Here is a 16,722-nt window from a genome sequence, read left to right as displayed (position 1 = left end):
TCAACCAGTCTCGCACCGGATCCCGGCCGTGTCATCGACCCTGGTCGCGCCGATGTGGGAGCCTGGCCGCGTGAGCCTCCCGCCGCGCCTGAGCCCCGACCGCGACCCGGGCGACAACTGGGCGGTCGCCGCGGACGGCACCCGCTACTGGGGGGCGTTCGGGGCGGCGGGCCTGCTCGCCCACGACCCCGCGCGCGGCATCCTCATGCAGCACCGCGCCGCCTGGAGCCACCACGGCGGCACGTGGGGGATCCCGGGCGGCGCGCGGCATCACGGCGAGGAGGCGCTCGCCGCCGCGCTGCGCGAGTCCGCCGAGGAGGCGGGTGTGCCGGCCGGCGCCGTCACGCCGGTCGCCGTCCACGTCCTCGACCGTGCGGTGTGGACCTACACGACCGTGGTTGCGCGCGTCGACCGCGCGTTCGAGCCCGTGGCCGCCGACACGGAGAGCCTCGACCTCGCGTGGGTGGCCCTGGACCAGGTCGCCGGACGCGAGCTCCATCCCGGCTTCGCCGCCTCCTGGCCGGCGCTGCGGGACGCGCTCGCGCATCGTCCCGCCCTCGTGGTCGACGGCGCGAACGTGGTCGGCTCCGTCCCGGACGGCTGGTGGCGCGACCGCGCCGGCGCCGCGCAGCGGCTCGCCGACCGCCTGTCCCTTCTCGCCGGTCGGGGCGTCGCGGCCGGCGAGCTCGGGCTGCCGCTGGACCGCTGGCATCCGCGCATCACGCTCGTCCTCGAGGGGGCCGCGCGCGGCGCGCACGCCGGCCCCGGGGTGCGGGTCCTCGACGCGATCGGGTCGGGGGACGACGCGGTGGTCGCCCGCACCCGCGCCTACGCCGCGGACGGGTGGCGGCCCACGGTGGTCACCTCCGACCGCGGGCTGCGCGAGCGGGTCGCCGACGTCGCCGACGTGCGCGGCGCGCGATGGCTGCTCGAGCTGCTGGACGCGTGAGCGTCAGGGCAGGCGGGGCCGGAGGAACGCGCCGACGTCCTCCATCTCCTCCTCGGTGATCGAGTGCCCGAGCCCCGCGTAGACGTGGGTCTCGGCGTCCGCGTGATCGCGCAGGAACGCTCGCGTGCGGTCGATCGCGTCGGGCCAGATGACCGGGTCGGCGTCGCCGCGCCCCCAGAACACGGCGGGCCGCAGGTCCGCGAGCGTCGCGTCGGCCGGCTGGGGGCCGACGGGCACGAAGCCGGCGAGGACCACCGGGGCGAGCACGCGCTCGGGGCGCGTCCTCAGCAGCTGCAGCGCCATGAGGCCGCCCTGCGAGAAGCCCACCGGCACGATGCGGGCGTCGTCGGCGAGGTGCGCGTCCACCCACGCCCACACGGCCGCGGCCGCGGCGTCGATCGCGTCCTGCTCCATGGCGCCGTCGGGCGACAGCGGGAACCAGGCGGCGCCGCCGTACCCGGTGTCGAGGGGCGCGCGCAGCGACGCCCACGGCAGGCCCGCCGGCAGCCAGCGGGCCAGGCCCGCGAGGTCGTGCTCGTGCGAGCCGTAGCCGTGCAGCAGGATCGCGACGGCGGGGGAGGAGGCATCGGGCAGGACGGGGGACAGGACGGAGCGCAGGTGTGCCACGCGCACCAGTATCCCGGGCGCCGCGTACGATGCGGGTCCATGAGCAGCGAGCAGACCCCCGAGGCCGGCGACGGCCGCACCGTCGAGCGCGACCGCATCGTCGCCTATCTGGCCTTCCATGAGCGCAGCGCCCGGGCGAAGGCCGAGGCGGCCGACTCCGAGGACTCGCGCGCCTATCAGACGACCATCGCGAACGCGATGCAGGCGATGCGGGAGGCGATCGCGGGCGGCTTCCACTGGAAGGCCGACCTGTAGCGTCGAAGGAGAAGGAGGCACCGTGCACCGGGACGTGACCGTGTTCGGCAGCGCGAACGCGGACCTGCGCGTGCTCGTGGACAAGCCACCGACGCCCGGCCAGAGCGCCGTGGGCCACGACCTCGAGATGGGCCCGGGCGGCAAGGGTCTCAACCAGGCCGTCGCGGCGTCCCGCATGGGCGCGCGCACCACGTTCGTGGGCGCCGTCGGCACGGACGACCACGCCGCGATCCTGCTGCGCTGCCTCGACGAGTCCGGGGTGGAGGCGTGCGTCGACGAGGTCGAGGGCCGCGCCACCGGCGCCGCCCTCATCGCGCTCGACGCGGAGGGCCAGATCACGGTGATCGAGCTGCCCGGCGCGAACGGCACGCTCGACGTGCTGTCGGACCGCGCCGCGCACGTGGTGGCGCACACCGCGGTGCTGCTCCTGCAGCTCGAGACGCCCGTGCCGGGCTCCGCCGCCGCGGCCGCCGCGGCACGCCGCGCGGGCGCGACCGTGGTGCTCAACGCCGCGCCCCACGCGTCGGCCGCGGAGCCCTTCCTCGCCGACGTCGACGTCCTGGTGACCGACGCCGAGGAGGCCGCGGAGCTGACCGGCCTGGCCGAGGCGGGCCCGGAGGAGCTCGCGGCGGCCCTCGCGACGCGCGTGCCCGCAGCGATCGTGTTCGGCGGGCTGCGCGGATCCGTGCTCGCGGACCGCGACGGCGTGCGCGGGCTGCCGCGCTACGTCGCCCACGCGCTCGACTCGTCCGCCGTCAACGACACCTTCTGCGGCGCGCTCGCCGCCGGCCTGGCACGGGGCGAGGCCCTGGAGGCCGCCGCCACCCGTGCGGTCGCCGCGGCCGCGCTCGCCGTGCAGCGCCCTGGATCCGCCGACTCCATCCCCACGCTCGAGGACGTCGACGCCTACATGGAGCTGGGCCGCGCCGGCTGAGCCCCTGCGGCGAAGGCCCGGGCGGCCGCGACGAACGCGTCCCATACGCCGGTCGGCGTGTCGTGCTCGGGATGCCACTGGAGGGCGAGGCAGAACGCCTGCCCGGGGAGCTCGATCGCCTCGACGAGGCCGTGCACCGAACGGGCCGAGACGACGAGGCCCTCGCCCAGGCGGTCGATCGCCTGGTGGTGGTACATCGGGACCTCGCGCTCGAGCGGGTGCAGCGTCGACAGCAGCGTGTCGGGCAGGACGCTCACGGCGAGGTCGCGGAAGATCGCGTCACCCATCTGGTAGTCGGTGTGGCCGACCACATCGGGGACGTGCTGGTGCAGCGTGCCGCCGCGCGCGACGTTGAGGAGCTGGGCGCCCCGGCAGACCCCGAGGATCGGCATCCCGGCCGCGAGGGCCGCGGTCACGAGCGCGGCCTCCCACGCGTCGCGGGCCGCGCGCGGGGCGTCCGTCTCGCCGTGCGGCTCCTCGCCGTAGGCGGCGGGGTCCACGTCATAGCCGCCCGTGAGGTAGAGCGCGTCGACCCGGGCGAGGGCATCCGCGGCCAGCGCGGGATCCTGCTCGGGCAGGACGGCGACCACGGCGCCGGCGGCACGCAGCGGCGCCAGGTACTGGTCCGGCAGCCACACGGCCTCCAGGTCGTGCCAGATCCCCGTGCTCGACTCCTCGACGTACGACGTCGCGCCGATGACCGGTGCTCCCATGGTTCCCCCCTGGTGGTGGGGCGCCCGCGCCCCTTGGTGGAGGAATCTAGCGGTCCTGGACGGGCCCGATGACCACTCTGCCCGATTCGCACCCCTCGCCGGTCGCTCGGCCGGGCCGCGCATCGTCCCCGGCTACCCTGGAGGCATCCCACCCCCAGGAGAGACGATGACCCACGCCGACGCCTTCCACGTGCCCGCGGGGCCGCACGACATCCGCCTGGTGGTGTGCGACATGGACGGCACCCTGCTGGACGGCGCGAAGGAGATCCCCGAGGCGGTGTGGCCGCTCGTGGAGCGCATGCGCGAGCGGGGCATCGCGTTCGCGCCCGCGTCGGGTCGGCAGTTCGCGACGCTCGCGCGGCAGTTCGCGCGGCTCGGCGAGGACCTCGTGGTGATCGCGGAGAACGGCGCTTACGTGCGCCGCGGAGCGACCGAGGTGTCAGCCTCGCCGCTGCCGGCCGCCGCCATGCCGGCCATCGTCGCGACCGTCCGCGCGCACGCCGCCGCGGGGAACGACGTGGGCGTGGTCGTGTGCGGCAAGCGCTCGGCGTACGTGGAGCGCACCGACGACGCGTTCCTGGGCAAGGCGCGGCCGTACTACGCCGCGCTCGAGGTGGTCGAGGACCTCACCGCCGTCGAGGACGACATCCTCAAGGTCGCGATCTACGACTTCGGCGACGCGGCCCACGACACGGCGCCGGTGCTCGCGGCCTTCGACGGCGACGCGCTGCGCGTGGTGGTCTCGGACCGGCACTGGATCGACATCATGGGCGTCGGCGTCGACAAGGGCGTCGCGGTGCGCGCGCTGCAGGCCGCGCTCGACGTCACCCCGGCGCAGACCGTCGTGTTCGGCGACTACCTCAACGACCTCGAGATGATGGACGCCTCGGAGCTGTCGTTCGCGATGGCGAACGCCCACCCCGAGGTGGCCGAGCGCGCGCGCTACCGGGCGCCGTCCAACGAGGACCACGGCGTCGTGACGACCCTGCGGCGCCTCCTGGAGCACCCCGTCACGTGAGGGAGCGCGCGGGCGCGGGGCGCGCGGCGTCGCCCGCGCGGAAGCGGCGGATCGCGCCCAGCGCCGGCAGCAGCAGCACCGCCGCGAGCAGGAACGACGGCCCGTAGCCGGACGCGCCCGCGATGAGGCCGGGCAGCACCGCGCCGATCACGGCGCCGGGGTAGTTGAAGAGGTTGACGCGCGCGATGATCTCGTCGCCGCGCCGGTGGTCCAGGTCGCCCGCCGCCGAGAACGCGAGCGGCACGAGCGCCCCGACGCCCAGCCCCGCGAGCCCGAAGCCGATCAGCGCGGCCGGGATCGCGGGCACGAGCCCCGCGAGCAGGAGGCCGGCGGCGGCGATCGCCACCGTGGCGACCGCGAGGGGCGCGCGGCCGTAACGGCGCACCACCAGGTCCGACGCCAGGCGCGTGACGAGTGTCGCGCCCGCGTACACCGCGTAGCCGAGCGGCACCACCGACGCGGCGGCGTCGAGACCCTCGGACAGGTGCAGCGAGGACCACGTCGCCACGGTGGAGTCCGCGGTGAACGCGGCGAAGATCACGAAGCCGAGGGCCCACAGGCCCCGCATCGGCAGCCGCGGCCGCGCGGCTCCCGTGTCCGCCTCACGCTCGCGGGTCGGGTCGAGCAGCCGCGGGCCGACGACCGCGACGGCCGCGGCGACCAGCCCGGCCGTGGCGAGCCCGAGGCTGGCGCCGAGCGCGGTGGCCGCGCCCGCGGACATGACGAGCGCGCCCACGATGCCCGCGGCCGTGTTGGCGGCGAAGAACGACCCCATGAGCGCGACCCCGGCGCGGCGCTGCACGAGCGCGCCCTGCATCGCGGCGGACGCGTCGATGCAGCCCAGCCCCGTGCCGTAGAGCGCGAGCAGCACCCAGAACACGGGGAACGGCAGCGGCAGCGCGATCGACAGGAGCGCGACGGCCTGGAGGGTCAGCCCGAGCGCGACCGCGGCGCGCGAGCCCAGCCGCACGGCCACGCGGTCAGCGACCACGGAGCCGGCGGCGGCGAACAGCACGACCGTGAGGGTGAGCAGCGACACGGTGTCGTCGGACAGCTCGTAGCGCGCCTTGAGGGCGGGCAGCGACGTGACGACGGTCGCGTAGGACAGGCCCTGCGCCGCGTAGGCGGCGCTCACGCCGAGGCGTTCGGCGCGCAGCGGGACGGAGGTGGGGACGAGCTCCGACATGGTGGCTCCCTAGGCGCTGGCGACGATGCGGAAGGCCTCGTCGGCGATCTCGAGCGTACGGGCGATGTCCCCCGAGGTGAGGGAGGCGTTGAGGAAGTGGTTGTGGTGGGAGGTGAACCACACGCCGCGGCGCACGCACTCGGCGACCCACCGCTGGTGGAGCATGAGCGAGTCGTCGTCCGCGAGGCGCAGGTAGAACAGGGCGGGCTCGCCGGAGGCGACGAGCGTGAGGCCGTGCCCGGCGGCGGACTCGACGAGGCCGCGCGTGAGCTCCTCGCCCCGGCGGCGGAACAGCGCGGGCGCGTCGAGCTCCTTGAGGCGCCCGATCGTCGCGATCGACGCGGCGAACGGGACCGCGCTCATCCAGTACGAGCCGGTGTAGGTGAGCGAGGCGACGGTCTCGCGCAGCTCCTCCCGCCCGCACAGCGCCGCGAGGTTGTAGCCGTTGCCGATCGCCTTGCAGAAGCAGATGAGGTCCGCCGCGATGCCGTAGTGGTGGTCGGACCCGGCGAGGTCGAGCCGCCAGCCGGCCCGCACATCGTCCATGATGAGGACCACGCCGTGCTCGTCGCACAGGCGCCGCACGCCCTCCCAGTAGCCGGGCACGGGCAGCACGTTGTCGACGAAGTTGCCGTGCATGTAGGGCGTGGAGATGAACGCGGCGACCTCGCCGCGATGCGCGCGCAGCAGGGCGTCGAGCGCCTCGAGGTCGTTCCACGGCACGGAGAGGTTGTGCGCGACGTCCTCCTCGAGGACGCCGGGGTAGTCGAGCTTCTGGGTCCACGGCGCGACGCCGTGGTAGTAGCCCTCGACGAAGACGACCTTCTTGCGGCGGGTCGCCGCGCGGGCCGTCATCACGGCGAGCGTGGTGGTGTCGCCGCCATTCTTCGCGAAGAACGCCCACGCGGCGCTGGCCACGGTGTCGACGAGCAGCTCGGCGAGGTCCACCATCACCGCGGACGGGATCGTGACCACGTCCTCGAGCGCGGCCTGGCGGCGCGCCGCCGCGTCCACCACGGGGTCGCCGTAGCCGAGCACGTTGGGCCCGTAGCCGCACATGTAGTCGAGGTACTCGTTGCCGTCGAGGTCCCAGAACCGGGAGCCCTCGGCACGGGAGCTGAACATGGGGTACGCGGACTGGGGGATGTAGCAGCCCTCGGACGGTCCCTGGTGGCCGGGGATGCCGGCGGGGATCACGCGCTGGGCGCGGGCGAAGGCCTCGCGGCTCTTGGCGTAGGTGTACGGGGCGGTGACGGGGGTGGCGGTCATGTCAGTCTCCGAGGTAGTGGCCCACGCGGTCGAGGATCCGGCTCACGTTGTCGATCATGGGGATGAACCCGCGCATGGCCATGCGGCCGTCGCACAGGCAGGCGAGCGCGCTGGCGCGCCCGGCGAGCACGTCGCCCGCCACGTCGAGGTCCCGGAAGGTCAGCGCCGCCCGCGCGGGGGACGATGCGGGGGTCCGGTCGAACGTGAGCGCGTGGTCGCGCGCGTGGAGGCGCAGATCGATGGTGTCGCCCACCTCGACGCCGATCTGCCCGTCGGGGATGAGGCGGGCCGAGTAGCGGCCCGAGCGGTCGGTGTTGGCGACCTGCGCGATCGCGGCGACGGCGACGTGCAGGGTGAGGACGGCGCACGCGTCGCGCCGGTCGGGATCCGCGAGGTCCTCGTCGCTCGGGCGGAGGTAGCGCCCGAGCAGCTCGGCCAGCGGCGCGAACACCCGGGTGAGGAACCGCAGGCCTCCCGGGCCGGTGAGAGGGAGGGGCTGCGCGGTGCCGTCGATCATCGCGTTGAGATGCGCCGCGGATCGCAGCACGAGCGTGACGTCGCGGCCGTCGCCGTCCTCCTCGGTGATGCCGTCCGCCGTGAAGCGCAGCGACCGCTCGGGCAGGCCGCGCACCCGCAGGCGCACCACGGTGGGGCGGTCGACGCGGGCGAGGATCGGGCGCGCCTCGGGGGCGAGGCGCGCGAGCTCGGGCAGCGCGCCCAGCACCGCGAACAGGTTGATGTGGGCGAGGACGCGTGGATCGGTGTCGGTGAGCATCAGGCCTCCTGGTCGGCGGGCGGGACGGCGTGGTGGGCGAGCGCCGCGGCGAGGAACCGGGAGGTCGCGTGGGCCGCGGGCGTGTCGTGGTCCGCGAGCCACGTGGTGGTGATGCCGTCGAGGGTCGCGACGGCGTGGCGCGCGAGCGCGTCGGTCGGGGACGCCCACCGCGTGCCGGTGGCGGCGGCCGCGGCCTCGAGCAGCTCCGCCATGACCGCGTAGGAGCGCGCGTGGCGCCCGGGGCCGGCGGGCAGGTCGAGGCGCGCGCGGGCGGCGCGGAGCATGAGCTCGAGGAACGCGAGCTCGCGGGCCGGGTGCGCCGCGAGCAGGTCGACGTACGCCGCGAGGCCCTCCCGCAGCACGTCCGCGAGGGAGCCGGCGGCGGCGCCCGGCGGCGGCTCCGCGGCGATGCGCTCCTGATCGGTGACCGCGTCGGCGGCCGCGTCCATGAGCGCGTCGAGCGACGTGAACGCGTAGTGCAGCGCCCCGAGGGGCATGCCCGCCTCGTTCACGATCGCCCGCGCCGAGGCGCCCGCGATGCCGTCGCGCTCGACCACCGCGAGCGTCGCGGCGACGAGGGCGGCACGCCGTTCGTCGACGGGCATGCGGCTCATCGGCGCCTCCTCACTTGGACGTTCGTCCAACTGGAGGGACGCTCCCACCGGGGGCGCGTCTCCCGCAAGGGCATGCGCCGAGGTTTTACAGGGACGTAACGTGGGGACGGGCGGCGACCGCCGCCCGCGGCACGACGAGGCGAAGGAGGACCCGATGGAGGTCTCGAGCAAGGCGACGACGAAGTGGTACGGCGGGCTCAGCAACGGTGAGGGCAGGTCCACGCTCGCGTCGGGCAACGGCGAGTTCGAGGTCGACTGGAAGGCGCGCTCCGAGGGGCGCGACGGCGCGACCACCCCCGAGGAGCTCCTCGCCGCGGCGCACGCGTCCTGCTACTCGATGGCGCTGTCCTTCGCCCTCGAGCAGAACGGCACCCCGCCGCACTGGGTGAAGGTCGACGCCGAGGTGAAGTTCGAGGCGGGCGTGGGTGTGAGGTCGAGCATGCTCACGGTGCACGCCAAGGTGTCGGGGATCGATCAGCTCGAGTTCACGCGCTTCGCGGAGGACGCGAAGGAGAACTGCCCGATCTCCAAGGCCCTCGCGGGCGTCGACATCTCGCTCGAGAGCGCGACGCTCGTGGAGTCGATCGGCTAGGACGCGGCGTGCGTGACCCGGCCGCCCACGAGCGTGAGGGCGACCGGGGTCGCGCGCAGCGCGTCCGTGCCCGCCGTCCAGGGGTCCGTGTCGACGGCGACGAGGTCCGCGGGCGCGCCCACCGCGATCCCGGGGCGCGTGCTCGCGGCCAGGGCCTCGTCGAAGGTCACGGACTGCTCGGCATGCCACGGCGCGCGGCCGCCGCGGGTGCGGTGGACGGCCGCGGACATCGCGATCCACGGGTCGAGCGGCGCGACCGGCGCGTCGGAGCCGAGCGCCACGCGCGCGCCCGCGTCGAGCAGCGCGCGCAGCGGGAAGGCCCGTCCGGTGCGACCGGCCCACAGCGCGTCGGCGACGTCGCGATCGTCGAGCGCGTGCTCGGGCTGCACGCTCGCGGTGACGCCGAGCGCGGCGAAGCGCGGGATATCCACGTCGGAGACCAGCTGGGCGTGCTCGATCGAGCCGTCGGCACCGGTCGCCGCGAACGCGTCGAGCGCGATCGCGGTGGCGGCGTCGCCGATCGCGTGGATCGCGCACGCGATGCCGGCGCCGTGCGCGGCGCCCATGAGCGCGGCGAGGTCCGCTGGCGCCACGCTCTGCATCCCGGTGCCGCCGTCGGGGTACGGATCCACGCAGTGCGCGGTGCGGGTGTTGAGCGAGCCGTCGGTGATGACCTTGAGCGGTCCGTGGCGCAGCAGTCCGTGCGTGCCGTCGACCGCGAGGCCCGTGCGCGCGCCCGCCGCGACGCGAGCGTCCAGGAGGTCGGGGTAGAAGCCCGCGTCGACGCGCAGCCCGTCGACGCCGTCCGCGATGCGGGTGGCCCAGCTCGCGACGTTGTCGGCGAAGTCGAGGTCGAGGATCCCGACCACCCCGCGGGACGACGCGGCGCGCACCGCCTCCGCGAGCTCAGTCCGGGTCGCGGGGCTGCGGTCGAGCGCGCGCTCGACCGCGAACGCGGCGTCCTCGCGCAGCAGCCCCGGCGCGCAGCCGAGCTCGAGGGCCGCGGCGGTGTTGACCCACGCGGTGTGGAGGTCGCCCGAGAGCAGGACCGTGGGCGCCGGGCGGGCCGCGTCGAGCGCCTCGGCCGTCGGCGCCTCCGTCCACGTCGCCCAGCGGAACCCGAAGCCGACCATCATGCCGTCGGCCGCCACCGCGCGCACCCGCGCGCACGCCTCGGCCACGGAGCCCACGCCGGACACGTCCAGGCGGCCGCGCGTGCGCGCCCACTGGGAGAAGTGCACGTGCGCGTCCCACAGTCCCGGCACCACGAGACGCCCCGCGAGGTCCCGCTCGTCGCGTCCGCGCGCGACCTCGGCGCCGAGGGCCGAGACGCGCCCCGCATCGATGGCGATGTCGACGGGACGGTCGTGGCCGCGTAGGCGCGCGGCGCGGAGCACCAGGTCGTGCATGTCTCTCCTCGGGACGGCTGCGCGTCACTGTAGCCCCGCCGCCGCGGGCCCGTTAGCATCGCGGCCATGCCTCCCACGCGAGCCGCCACCCGCCTCGTGCCCGAGGCGGCCGCGGGCGTCCGCACCGCCGTCGACGGGCTGCGCGGATGGGCGCGCGCGCCGCGGCTCATGGCGCTGGGGCTCGTGCCCGGCGCGATCGTCGCCGCGGTCCTCGGCGTCGGGCTCGGCGTGCTCGCGGTCTACCTCGGCCGGGTCGGGCGGGACATCGCGGCGGGCCTGGGCGCCGGCGACGGGACCTGGGCCGCGCTCGTCGCGGTGACCGCCTCGATCGCGGTGCTCGCCGCATCGTCCCTGGTGGCGGTCGCGCTGTTCGCGACGCTCACGCTCGCTGTGGGCCAGCCGTTCTTCGAGGCGATCTCGCGTCGCGTCGACGCGTCGCTGGGCGGGCTCGACGCGCCGGCCGCGGAGGAGCCGTGGGCGCGCGGGCTCGCGCGCGGGCTGGGGGAGGGCGTGGTGACGCTCGCGATCTCGGTCGGCGTCTCCCTCCTGCTGCTGCTCGTCGGGCTCGTGCCCGTGGTGGGATCGGGTGCGGCCTTCGCGGTGGGGGCGCTCGTGGGCGGCCGGCTGCTGGCGATCGAGCTGACCGCCTACCCGATGGCCCGCCGGGGGATCGTGTCGCGCCGCGACCGCGTCGCGGCGCTGCGGCCGTATCGGGCGCGCACGGTCGCGTTCGGCGCGGCCGTCTTCCTGGTGTTCCTGCTGCCGCTCGGGGCGCTGCTCGCGATGCCCGCCGCGGTGGTGGGGGCGACGCTGCTCGCGCGGCAGGTCACCGCTCGCGGCTGACGAGGTTCAGGAGCCCGCCGACGGGCCCGCCTGCTCCTCGAGCGCGGTGCGCACCGCCTGCACCGCAGGGTCGAGGCGGGACGAGGCGCGCATCGCCGTGAACACCGTGCGCCGCGGGCCGCCCTCGAGGGGGATCACGCGCGCGCCGATGCCGGCGTGCTCGACCATGAGGCCCGGCAGGATCGCCACGGCGAGCCCGCGCTCGACCAGCTGGACGTGCGCCTGCAGGTCGGAGGACGCGAAGCGCACGTCGGGCTCGAACCCGGCGACCCGGCAGGTCTGCTCGGCGAAGTGGCGGGTCGCGGTGCCCGGCGGCTCCATCACCCAGGCCGCGTCGGCCAGCTCCGCCACGGAGGCGGCGCCGGCCCACTCGCCGCCGACGGCGAGCAGCAGCGCGTCGCGCACGAGCGGGCGGCGGATGACGCCGGGGTAGTGGGGCGCCGAGTGGTGGGGGTACTCCTCGGCGACCACGAGGTCGTACTCGCGAGCCCAGGTATCCGCGAACGCCTCCTCGGGCTCGGTCTGCGTCACCACCACGCGGATCCCCGGGTGCGAGTCCCGCAGATCGATCAGCGCGCCGGTGACGAGCGTGAGCGCGGCCGACTGGAACACCGCGAGCCGCACCGTGCCCGACAGCCCGCCGGCCTCGGCGCGCAGCTCGGCCTCCGCGACCTCCATCGTGTCGAGCATCTCGTGCGTGCGCGCCACGAGGCGCTCGCCGGCCGGGGTGAGCACCACGCCGCGGCCGGCGCGGATGGTGAGAGGTACGCCGGCCTCCCGTTCCAGGGCCGCGAGCTGCTGCGACACCGCCGACGCGGTGTAGCCGAGGGCGTCGGCCGCGGCGGCGATGGTGCCCCTCAGCGCGAGCTCGCGCAGGGCCACGAGGCGGGTCAGGTCGAGCATGCGAAAAGCATAAGCGGCGCTTACGGATATGCGTAAGTCTGCCGCGATGGTGCTGTGGGGTCGGGGGAGTCCACACTGTCCCGTCACGTAAAGGAGTCCCATGACCGCGTCCCCCCACGCCCCCGAGCGGATCCACGCCGCCGAGGACACCGTCGCCCTGGTCCGCACCTGGCTCGAGCGCGCCGCCGACACCCGCATCGACGGCTCGGCCCGCCTGCTCGCGCGCATGCTGCGCGCACCCGAGGGGCTGGCGTTCCTCACCGACTTCGTCGACGGCACGGTGCGCCCCGAGGACACGGGCGTCGCGGCCGCGAGCCTGCGCCGCATCGTCCAGCGCGACCACGCCTTCCTGCCGGCGTACCAGCGGGTCGCGCTGCGCGCCGGCGCCGTGGTGTCGCACGTCGCGCCCGGGCTGGTCGTGGGGGCGTCGCGCCGCGTGGTGCGCTCGATGGTGGGACACCTCGTGGTGGACGCGACCGAGGAGCGCCTGGGTGGCGCCCTCTCCAGGCTCCGCGCGCGCGGCAGCCGCCTCAACCTCAACCTGCTCGGCGAGGCCGTGCTCGGCTCCGCCGAGGCCGACCGCCGCCTCGAGCGCACCCTCGCGCTGCTCGAGCGCCCCGACGTCGACTACGTCTCCCTCAAGGTGTCCGCGGCCGTCGCGCCGCACAACCCGTGGGCGTTCGACGAGGCCGTCGACGCCGTGGTCGAGCGGCTCGCGCCGCTGTACGAGCTCGCCGCGCGCAAGGACGGCGCGTTCGTCAACCTCGACATGGAGGAGTACCGCGACCTCGACCTCACGGTCGCGGTGTTCACGCGCCTGCTCGAGCGCCGGGGCCTCGAGCACCTGACCGCCGGCATCGTGCTGCAGGCCTACCTGCCCGACTCGCTCGGCGCCATGCGCCACCTCCAGGAGTGGGCGGCCGGCCGCGTCGCCAAGGGCGGCGCCCCGATCAAGGTCCGCCTGGTCAAGGGCGCGAACCTGTCGATGGAGCGCGTCGACGCGGAGCTGCACGGCTGGCCGCTCGCCACGTGGGGTTCGAAGGAGGAGTCCGACGCGCACTACAAGCGCATCCTCGACTTCGCGCTCACCCCCGAGCGCCTCGCGCACGTGCGCCTGGGCGTCGCGGGCCACAACCTCTTCGACATCGCGCACGCCCTGCTCACCGCCCGCGACCGCGGCGTCGAGGACGGCCTCGACTTCGAGATGCTGCTCGGCATGGGCGAGCACGTCGCCCGCGCGGTCGCCCAGGACACGGGCCCGCTGCGCCTGTACACGCCGGTGGTCCACCCCGCCGAGTTCGACGTCGCGCTGGCCTACCTGGTGCGCCGCCTCGAGGAGGTGGCCAGCCCCGCCAACTTCATGTCCGCGCTGTTCGACCTGGGCGACGAGGCGACCTTCGCGCGCGAGGAGGGACGCTTCCGCGCCTCGCTCGCGCTGTCCGAGGAGGCACCCGTCGCCTCGTACCGCGCCGGCGCGGGCGTGCCGCTCCACGGGGCCGCCTTCGAGAACGCCCCCGACACCGACCCGTCGCTCGGCGCCAGCCGGGACTGGGCGCGCAACCTGTACGCCTCCGCGGCCGTCACGGAGGCCGGCCTCGCCACGCTCGCCGCGGCGCGCGTCGAGGACGATGCGGCGGTCGCCAGGGAGCTCACCGCCGCCAACGCCGGTGCGCAGGCGTGGCAGGCGCTGACGCCGGAGGACCGCGCCGCCGTGCTGCACGCCGCAGGGCGTGCGCTCGAGGCCCGCCGCGGCGACCTGGTCGCCGTGATGATGGCCGAGGCGGGCAAGACGCTGGACCAGGCCGACCCCGAGGTCTCCGAGGCCGTCGACTTCGCCCACTACTACGCCGAGCGCGCGCTCGACCTGCACCGCCTCGACGGCGCCCGGCCGCGCCCGCGCGACGTCACGGTCGTCACGCCGCCGTGGAACTTCCCGGTCGCCATCCCGGCCGGCTCGACGCTCGCGGCCCTCGCCGCCGCATCGTCCGTGGTCCTCAAGCCCGCGGAGCAGTCCGCCCGCTGCGGCGCGCTGCTCGCCGAGATCCTGTGGGAGGCCGGCGTGCCGCGCGACGTGCTGCGGCTCGTCGACATCTCGGAGGAGGGCATCGCGGCAGGGCTGGGCGACGCGCTCCTGCGCGACCCCCGCGTCGACCAGGTGATCCTCACGGGCGCCTACGAGACCGCGGAGCTGTTCCACCGCGTCAGCCCCGGCGTGCGCCTCGTCGCGGAGACGTCGGGCAAGAACGCGATCGTCGTGACCCCGAGCGCGGACCTCGACCTCGCGGTGCGCGACGTGGTGCAGTCGGCGTTCGGGCACGCGGGCCAGAAGTGCTCGGCGGCGTCGCTCGTCATCCTGGTCGGCTCGGTCGCGCGGTCGCGTCGCTTCGCCGCGCAGCTCGAGGACGCCGTGCGCTCGATCGCCGTGGGCCGTGCGGACGACCCGTCCACGCAGATGGGCCCGGTCATCGAGCCCGCTGCCGGCAAGCTGCTGCGCGCGCTCACGACGCTCGAGCCGGGGGAGAGGTGGCTCGTGGAGCCGCGCCGCCTGGACGATGCGGGCCGCGCCTGGACCCCCGGCGTGCGCCTGGGCGTCACGCCCGGCTCGTGGTTCCATCTCACCGAGTGCTTCGGTCCCGTCCTGGGCGTCATGATGGCCGCGACGCTCGACGACGCGATCGCGGTCCAGAACGGGGTCGACTACGGCCTCACCGCCGGGCTGCACTCCCTCGAGGCCGACGAGATCGACCGCTGGGCCGCGACGGTCGAGGCCGGCAACCTCTACATCAACCGCGGCATCACCGGCGCGATCGTCCAGCGCCAGCCGTTCGGCGGCTGGAAGCGCTCGGTCGTGGGCGCCACCGCCAAGGCGGGCGGCCCCTCGTACCTCGCCGGGCTGACCGGGTGGGAGCGTGCCGAGGCCGCGGACGCCGATGCGACCGTGCCCACGGACCTCGCGGCGCTGCTCGACGGCGCGCCCGCCTGGGTGCGGGCCGCGGCCGCCGCCGATGCGCGCGCGTGGCGGGACACCTTCGGTGCCGCCGTCGACCGCAGCGGCCTCGCCGCGGAGCACGACGTGCTGCGCCACGTGCCGGCCTCCACCGAGATCCGGTGGGACGGCGTCGACAAGTGGGCGCTCGTGCGTACCCTGGCGGCACGGCTGCGCGCCGGAGGCACCGGCGGCATCTCCAGCGCCGTCGAGGTGACCGACTGGTTCCGCCGCGTCACCACCGCGGCCGGCGTCGAGGTGCGCGTCGAGACCGAGGCCGAGCTGGTCGCACGCGTCGCGGGCGACGGGGCACGCGTGCGTGCCGTGGGCGCGGCTCCTGCCCAGCGCGCGGACCTCGCGGTCTACGACGCGCCCGTCACCGGGGCGCCCGAGCTGGAGCTGCTGCCGTTCCTGCGCGAGCAGGCGGTGTCCGTGACGGCGCACCGCTTCGGCACGCCGTGGCCGGTCTCCGACGCGGTGGTCGCGCGGCTCGCGTGAGCACGAGCCGGGGGCGGGCCGACGCCCGCCCCCGGCTCAGCGGCCCAGGAGCTCCGCGATCGTCCTCGCGGTGACGCGGGCCGCCCGGTTCGACGAGATGGTCGACGCCTGCGGGCCGTAGCCGGCGAGGAACAGGCCCGGCTCGGACGGGACCCGGCCGTCCTCCACCACGATGCCGCCCGCATCGTTCACCACGCCCAGCGGGCGCAGGTGGGACACCTCGGGGCGGAACCCGGTGGCCCAGATGATCGCGTCGAGCGGGATCTCCTCGTCCTCCCGCGTGATCACGCCCGCGGGCGTCATCTCCGCGAACATGGGCAGGCGCTCGAGCCGGCCCGCGGCCTCGAGCCGCTGGACGAGGGGCGAGCGGGGCAGCCCGGTGACCGACACGATCGACGGCAGGGGCCGGCCCGCGCGGGCCGCCTCCTCCTGGATGGCGACGGCGATGCGGCCGCGCTCGGGGGTGAGGTCCGCGTGCTCGTCGTGGAAGATCGGCGCGCGGCGCGTGAACCACAGCACCTCGGCGGCGACGTCGCCGACCTCGTCGAGGAATGTCAGCGCGGACGTGCCGCCGCCCACGATCGCGACGCGCAGCCCGGCGAAGGAGCCCGCGTCCGTGTACTCGGCGGTGGTGAGCTGGCGGCCGCGGAACGTGTCGCGGCCGGGCATGAACGGCACCCGGGGGCTCGTCCAGGTGCCCGTCGCCGACACCACCACGCGTGTGTCGACGCGCAGCACGGTCGAGTCCGGCGTCGCGTGGACGCTGTAGCCTCCGTCGAAGCGCTCGACGCGGCTCACCGTGACGGGCCGGATCACCTCGAGGCCGTGGCGGTCCTCGTAGCTGCCGTAGTACTCGGGCACGACCTCCGCGGCGGGCCGGTCGGTGGGCGCGGAGTCGAAGGACAGCCCCGTGTCGGACATGCCCGGCAGGTCGTGCAGGCGGTGCGTGGTGCCCAGCGTGAGCGTGGACCACCGGTGCTGCCACGCGCCACCGGGGCCCGGGCCGCGGTCGAGCACGAGCACCTCCGAGCCGACCCGGAAACCGCGCCGACCCAGGTGGTATGCGACGGCGAGGCCGGCCTGGCCCGCTCCGATCACGACGACGTCTGAGGTCAGGAAGGACGGGTCGGGCATGGGTTCCACCCTAGGCG

16 protein-coding genes are annotated in these 16,722 nt (G+C 75.6%); 7 read left to right on the top strand and 9 right to left on the bottom strand.

Features of this window, described 5'->3' with window-relative positions:
* The first annotated feature begins 52 nt into the window (after positions 1-52).
* Positions 53-949 (top strand): NUDIX domain-containing protein, encoded by an 897-nt coding sequence (locus tag AOM04_RS10150; RefSeq protein WP_062464669.1) that lies wholly within the window; start codon positions 53-55, stop codon positions 947-949.
* A gap of 3 nt (positions 950-952) precedes the next feature.
* On the opposite strand, the gene AOM04_RS10145 is transcribed toward AOM04_RS10150, so the two are convergent.
* Positions 953-1,576: an alpha/beta hydrolase gene (locus AOM04_RS10145; RefSeq protein ID WP_062464668.1), complete on the bottom strand. Its 624-nt coding sequence runs from the start codon at positions 1,574-1,576 to the stop codon at positions 953-955.
* A 39-nt stretch (positions 1,577-1,615) separates the two neighbouring features.
* On the opposite strand from AOM04_RS10145, the gene AOM04_RS14820 reads away from it, so the two are divergent.
* Together AOM04_RS14820 and AOM04_RS10135 are read left to right on the top strand one after the other, a co-directional pair.
* On the top strand, positions 1,616-1,831 hold the full coding sequence (locus AOM04_RS14820; protein WP_062464667.1) for a hypothetical protein: 216 nt from the start codon (positions 1,616-1,618) through the stop codon (positions 1,829-1,831).
* Positions 1,832-1,853: 22 nt separating this feature from the next.
* Positions 1,854-2,765, top strand: coding sequence for a ribokinase (locus AOM04_RS10135; protein ID WP_062464666.1), 912 nt, complete (start codon positions 1,854-1,856; stop codon positions 2,763-2,765).
* On the opposite strand, the gene AOM04_RS10130 is transcribed toward AOM04_RS10135, so the two are convergent.
* The gene (locus tag AOM04_RS10130) at positions 2,738-3,478 is read right to left on the bottom strand and encodes a gamma-glutamyl-gamma-aminobutyrate hydrolase family protein (protein WP_062464665.1); all 741 of its coding nucleotides are present in this window, start codon (positions 3,476-3,478) and stop codon (positions 2,738-2,740) included. The genes AOM04_RS10135 and AOM04_RS10130 overlap by 28 nt on opposite strands.
* Before the next feature lie 166 nt (positions 3,479-3,644).
* Between AOM04_RS10130 and AOM04_RS10125 the strand changes: the two genes are divergently transcribed.
* Positions 3,645-4,496 (top strand): Cof-type HAD-IIB family hydrolase, encoded by an 852-nt coding sequence (locus AOM04_RS10125; RefSeq protein WP_062464664.1) that lies wholly within the window; start codon positions 3,645-3,647, stop codon positions 4,494-4,496.
* Here the strand turns inward: AOM04_RS10125 and AOM04_RS10120 are convergent.
* The 4 genes from AOM04_RS10120 to AOM04_RS10105 are packed head-to-tail and all read right to left on the bottom strand — an operon-like array spanning position 4,489 to position 8,340.
* Complete coding sequence (locus AOM04_RS10120) at positions 4,489-5,682, bottom strand: MFS transporter (RefSeq protein WP_062464663.1); 1,194 nt, start codon at positions 5,680-5,682, stop codon at positions 4,489-4,491. The two genes, AOM04_RS10125 and AOM04_RS10120, sit on opposite strands and share 8 nt — an antisense overlap.
* A gap of 9 nt (positions 5,683-5,691) precedes the next feature.
* Positions 5,692-6,951, bottom strand: coding sequence for an aminotransferase class III-fold pyridoxal phosphate-dependent enzyme (locus AOM04_RS10115; protein WP_062464662.1), 1,260 nt, complete (start codon positions 6,949-6,951; stop codon positions 5,692-5,694).
* 1 nt (position 6,952) lies between these two features.
* Positions 6,953-7,726, bottom strand: a complete 774-nt coding sequence (locus AOM04_RS10110) for a hypothetical protein (protein WP_062464661.1) — start codon at positions 7,724-7,726, stop codon at positions 6,953-6,955.
* A complete protein-coding gene (locus AOM04_RS10105) occupies positions 7,726-8,340 on the bottom strand; it encodes a TetR family transcriptional regulator (RefSeq protein WP_062464660.1) in 615 nt (204 codons plus the stop codon). Before AOM04_RS10105 ends, AOM04_RS10110 begins: the two co-directional genes overlap by 1 nt.
* A gap of 154 nt (positions 8,341-8,494) precedes the next feature.
* Between AOM04_RS10105 and AOM04_RS10100 the strand changes: the two genes are divergently transcribed.
* Positions 8,495-8,932: an OsmC family peroxiredoxin gene (locus AOM04_RS10100; protein ID WP_062464877.1), complete on the top strand. Its 438-nt coding sequence runs from the start codon at positions 8,495-8,497 to the stop codon at positions 8,930-8,932.
* Here AOM04_RS10100 and AOM04_RS10095 read toward each other — a convergent pair.
* Complete coding sequence (locus AOM04_RS10095) at positions 8,929-10,341, bottom strand: amidohydrolase (protein ID WP_062464659.1); 1,413 nt, start codon at positions 10,339-10,341, stop codon at positions 8,929-8,931. The genes AOM04_RS10100 and AOM04_RS10095 overlap by 4 nt on opposite strands.
* Before the next feature lie 66 nt (positions 10,342-10,407).
* On the opposite strand from AOM04_RS10095, the gene AOM04_RS10090 reads away from it, so the two are divergent.
* Positions 10,408-11,184 carry an EI24 domain-containing protein gene (locus tag AOM04_RS10090; RefSeq protein WP_062464658.1) on the top strand — a complete coding sequence of 259 codons (777 nt, stop codon included), beginning with the start codon at positions 10,408-10,410 and terminating at the stop codon, positions 11,182-11,184.
* Between the two features lie 6 nt (positions 11,185-11,190).
* Here AOM04_RS10090 and AOM04_RS10085 read toward each other — a convergent pair whose 3' ends face one another.
* Complete coding sequence (locus AOM04_RS10085) at positions 11,191-12,087, bottom strand: LysR family transcriptional regulator (RefSeq protein WP_062464657.1); 897 nt, start codon at positions 12,085-12,087, stop codon at positions 11,191-11,193.
* A gap of 100 nt (positions 12,088-12,187) precedes the next feature.
* Between AOM04_RS10085 and AOM04_RS10080 the strand changes: the two genes are divergently transcribed.
* Entirely contained in the window at positions 12,188-15,571 is a 3,384-nt protein-coding gene (locus AOM04_RS10080; protein WP_062464656.1) for a bifunctional proline dehydrogenase/L-glutamate gamma-semialdehyde dehydrogenase, read from the top strand.
* A gap of 36 nt (positions 15,572-15,607) precedes the next feature.
* Here the strand turns inward: AOM04_RS10080 and AOM04_RS10075 are convergent, their stop codons facing one another.
* Positions 15,608-16,705, bottom strand: a complete 1,098-nt coding sequence (locus tag AOM04_RS10075; RefSeq protein ID WP_062464655.1) for an FAD-dependent oxidoreductase — start codon at positions 16,703-16,705, stop codon at positions 15,608-15,610.
* Positions 16,706-16,722 lie beyond the last annotated feature (17 nt).

The organism is Demequina soli (assembly GCF_000971195.1).
Taxonomy (GTDB): domain Bacteria; phylum Actinomycetota; class Actinomycetes; order Actinomycetales; family Demequinaceae; genus Demequina; species Demequina soli.
The sequence above is the reverse complement of the archived record's forward strand: the minus strand, read 5'-3'. Positions and strand labels throughout refer to the sequence as shown.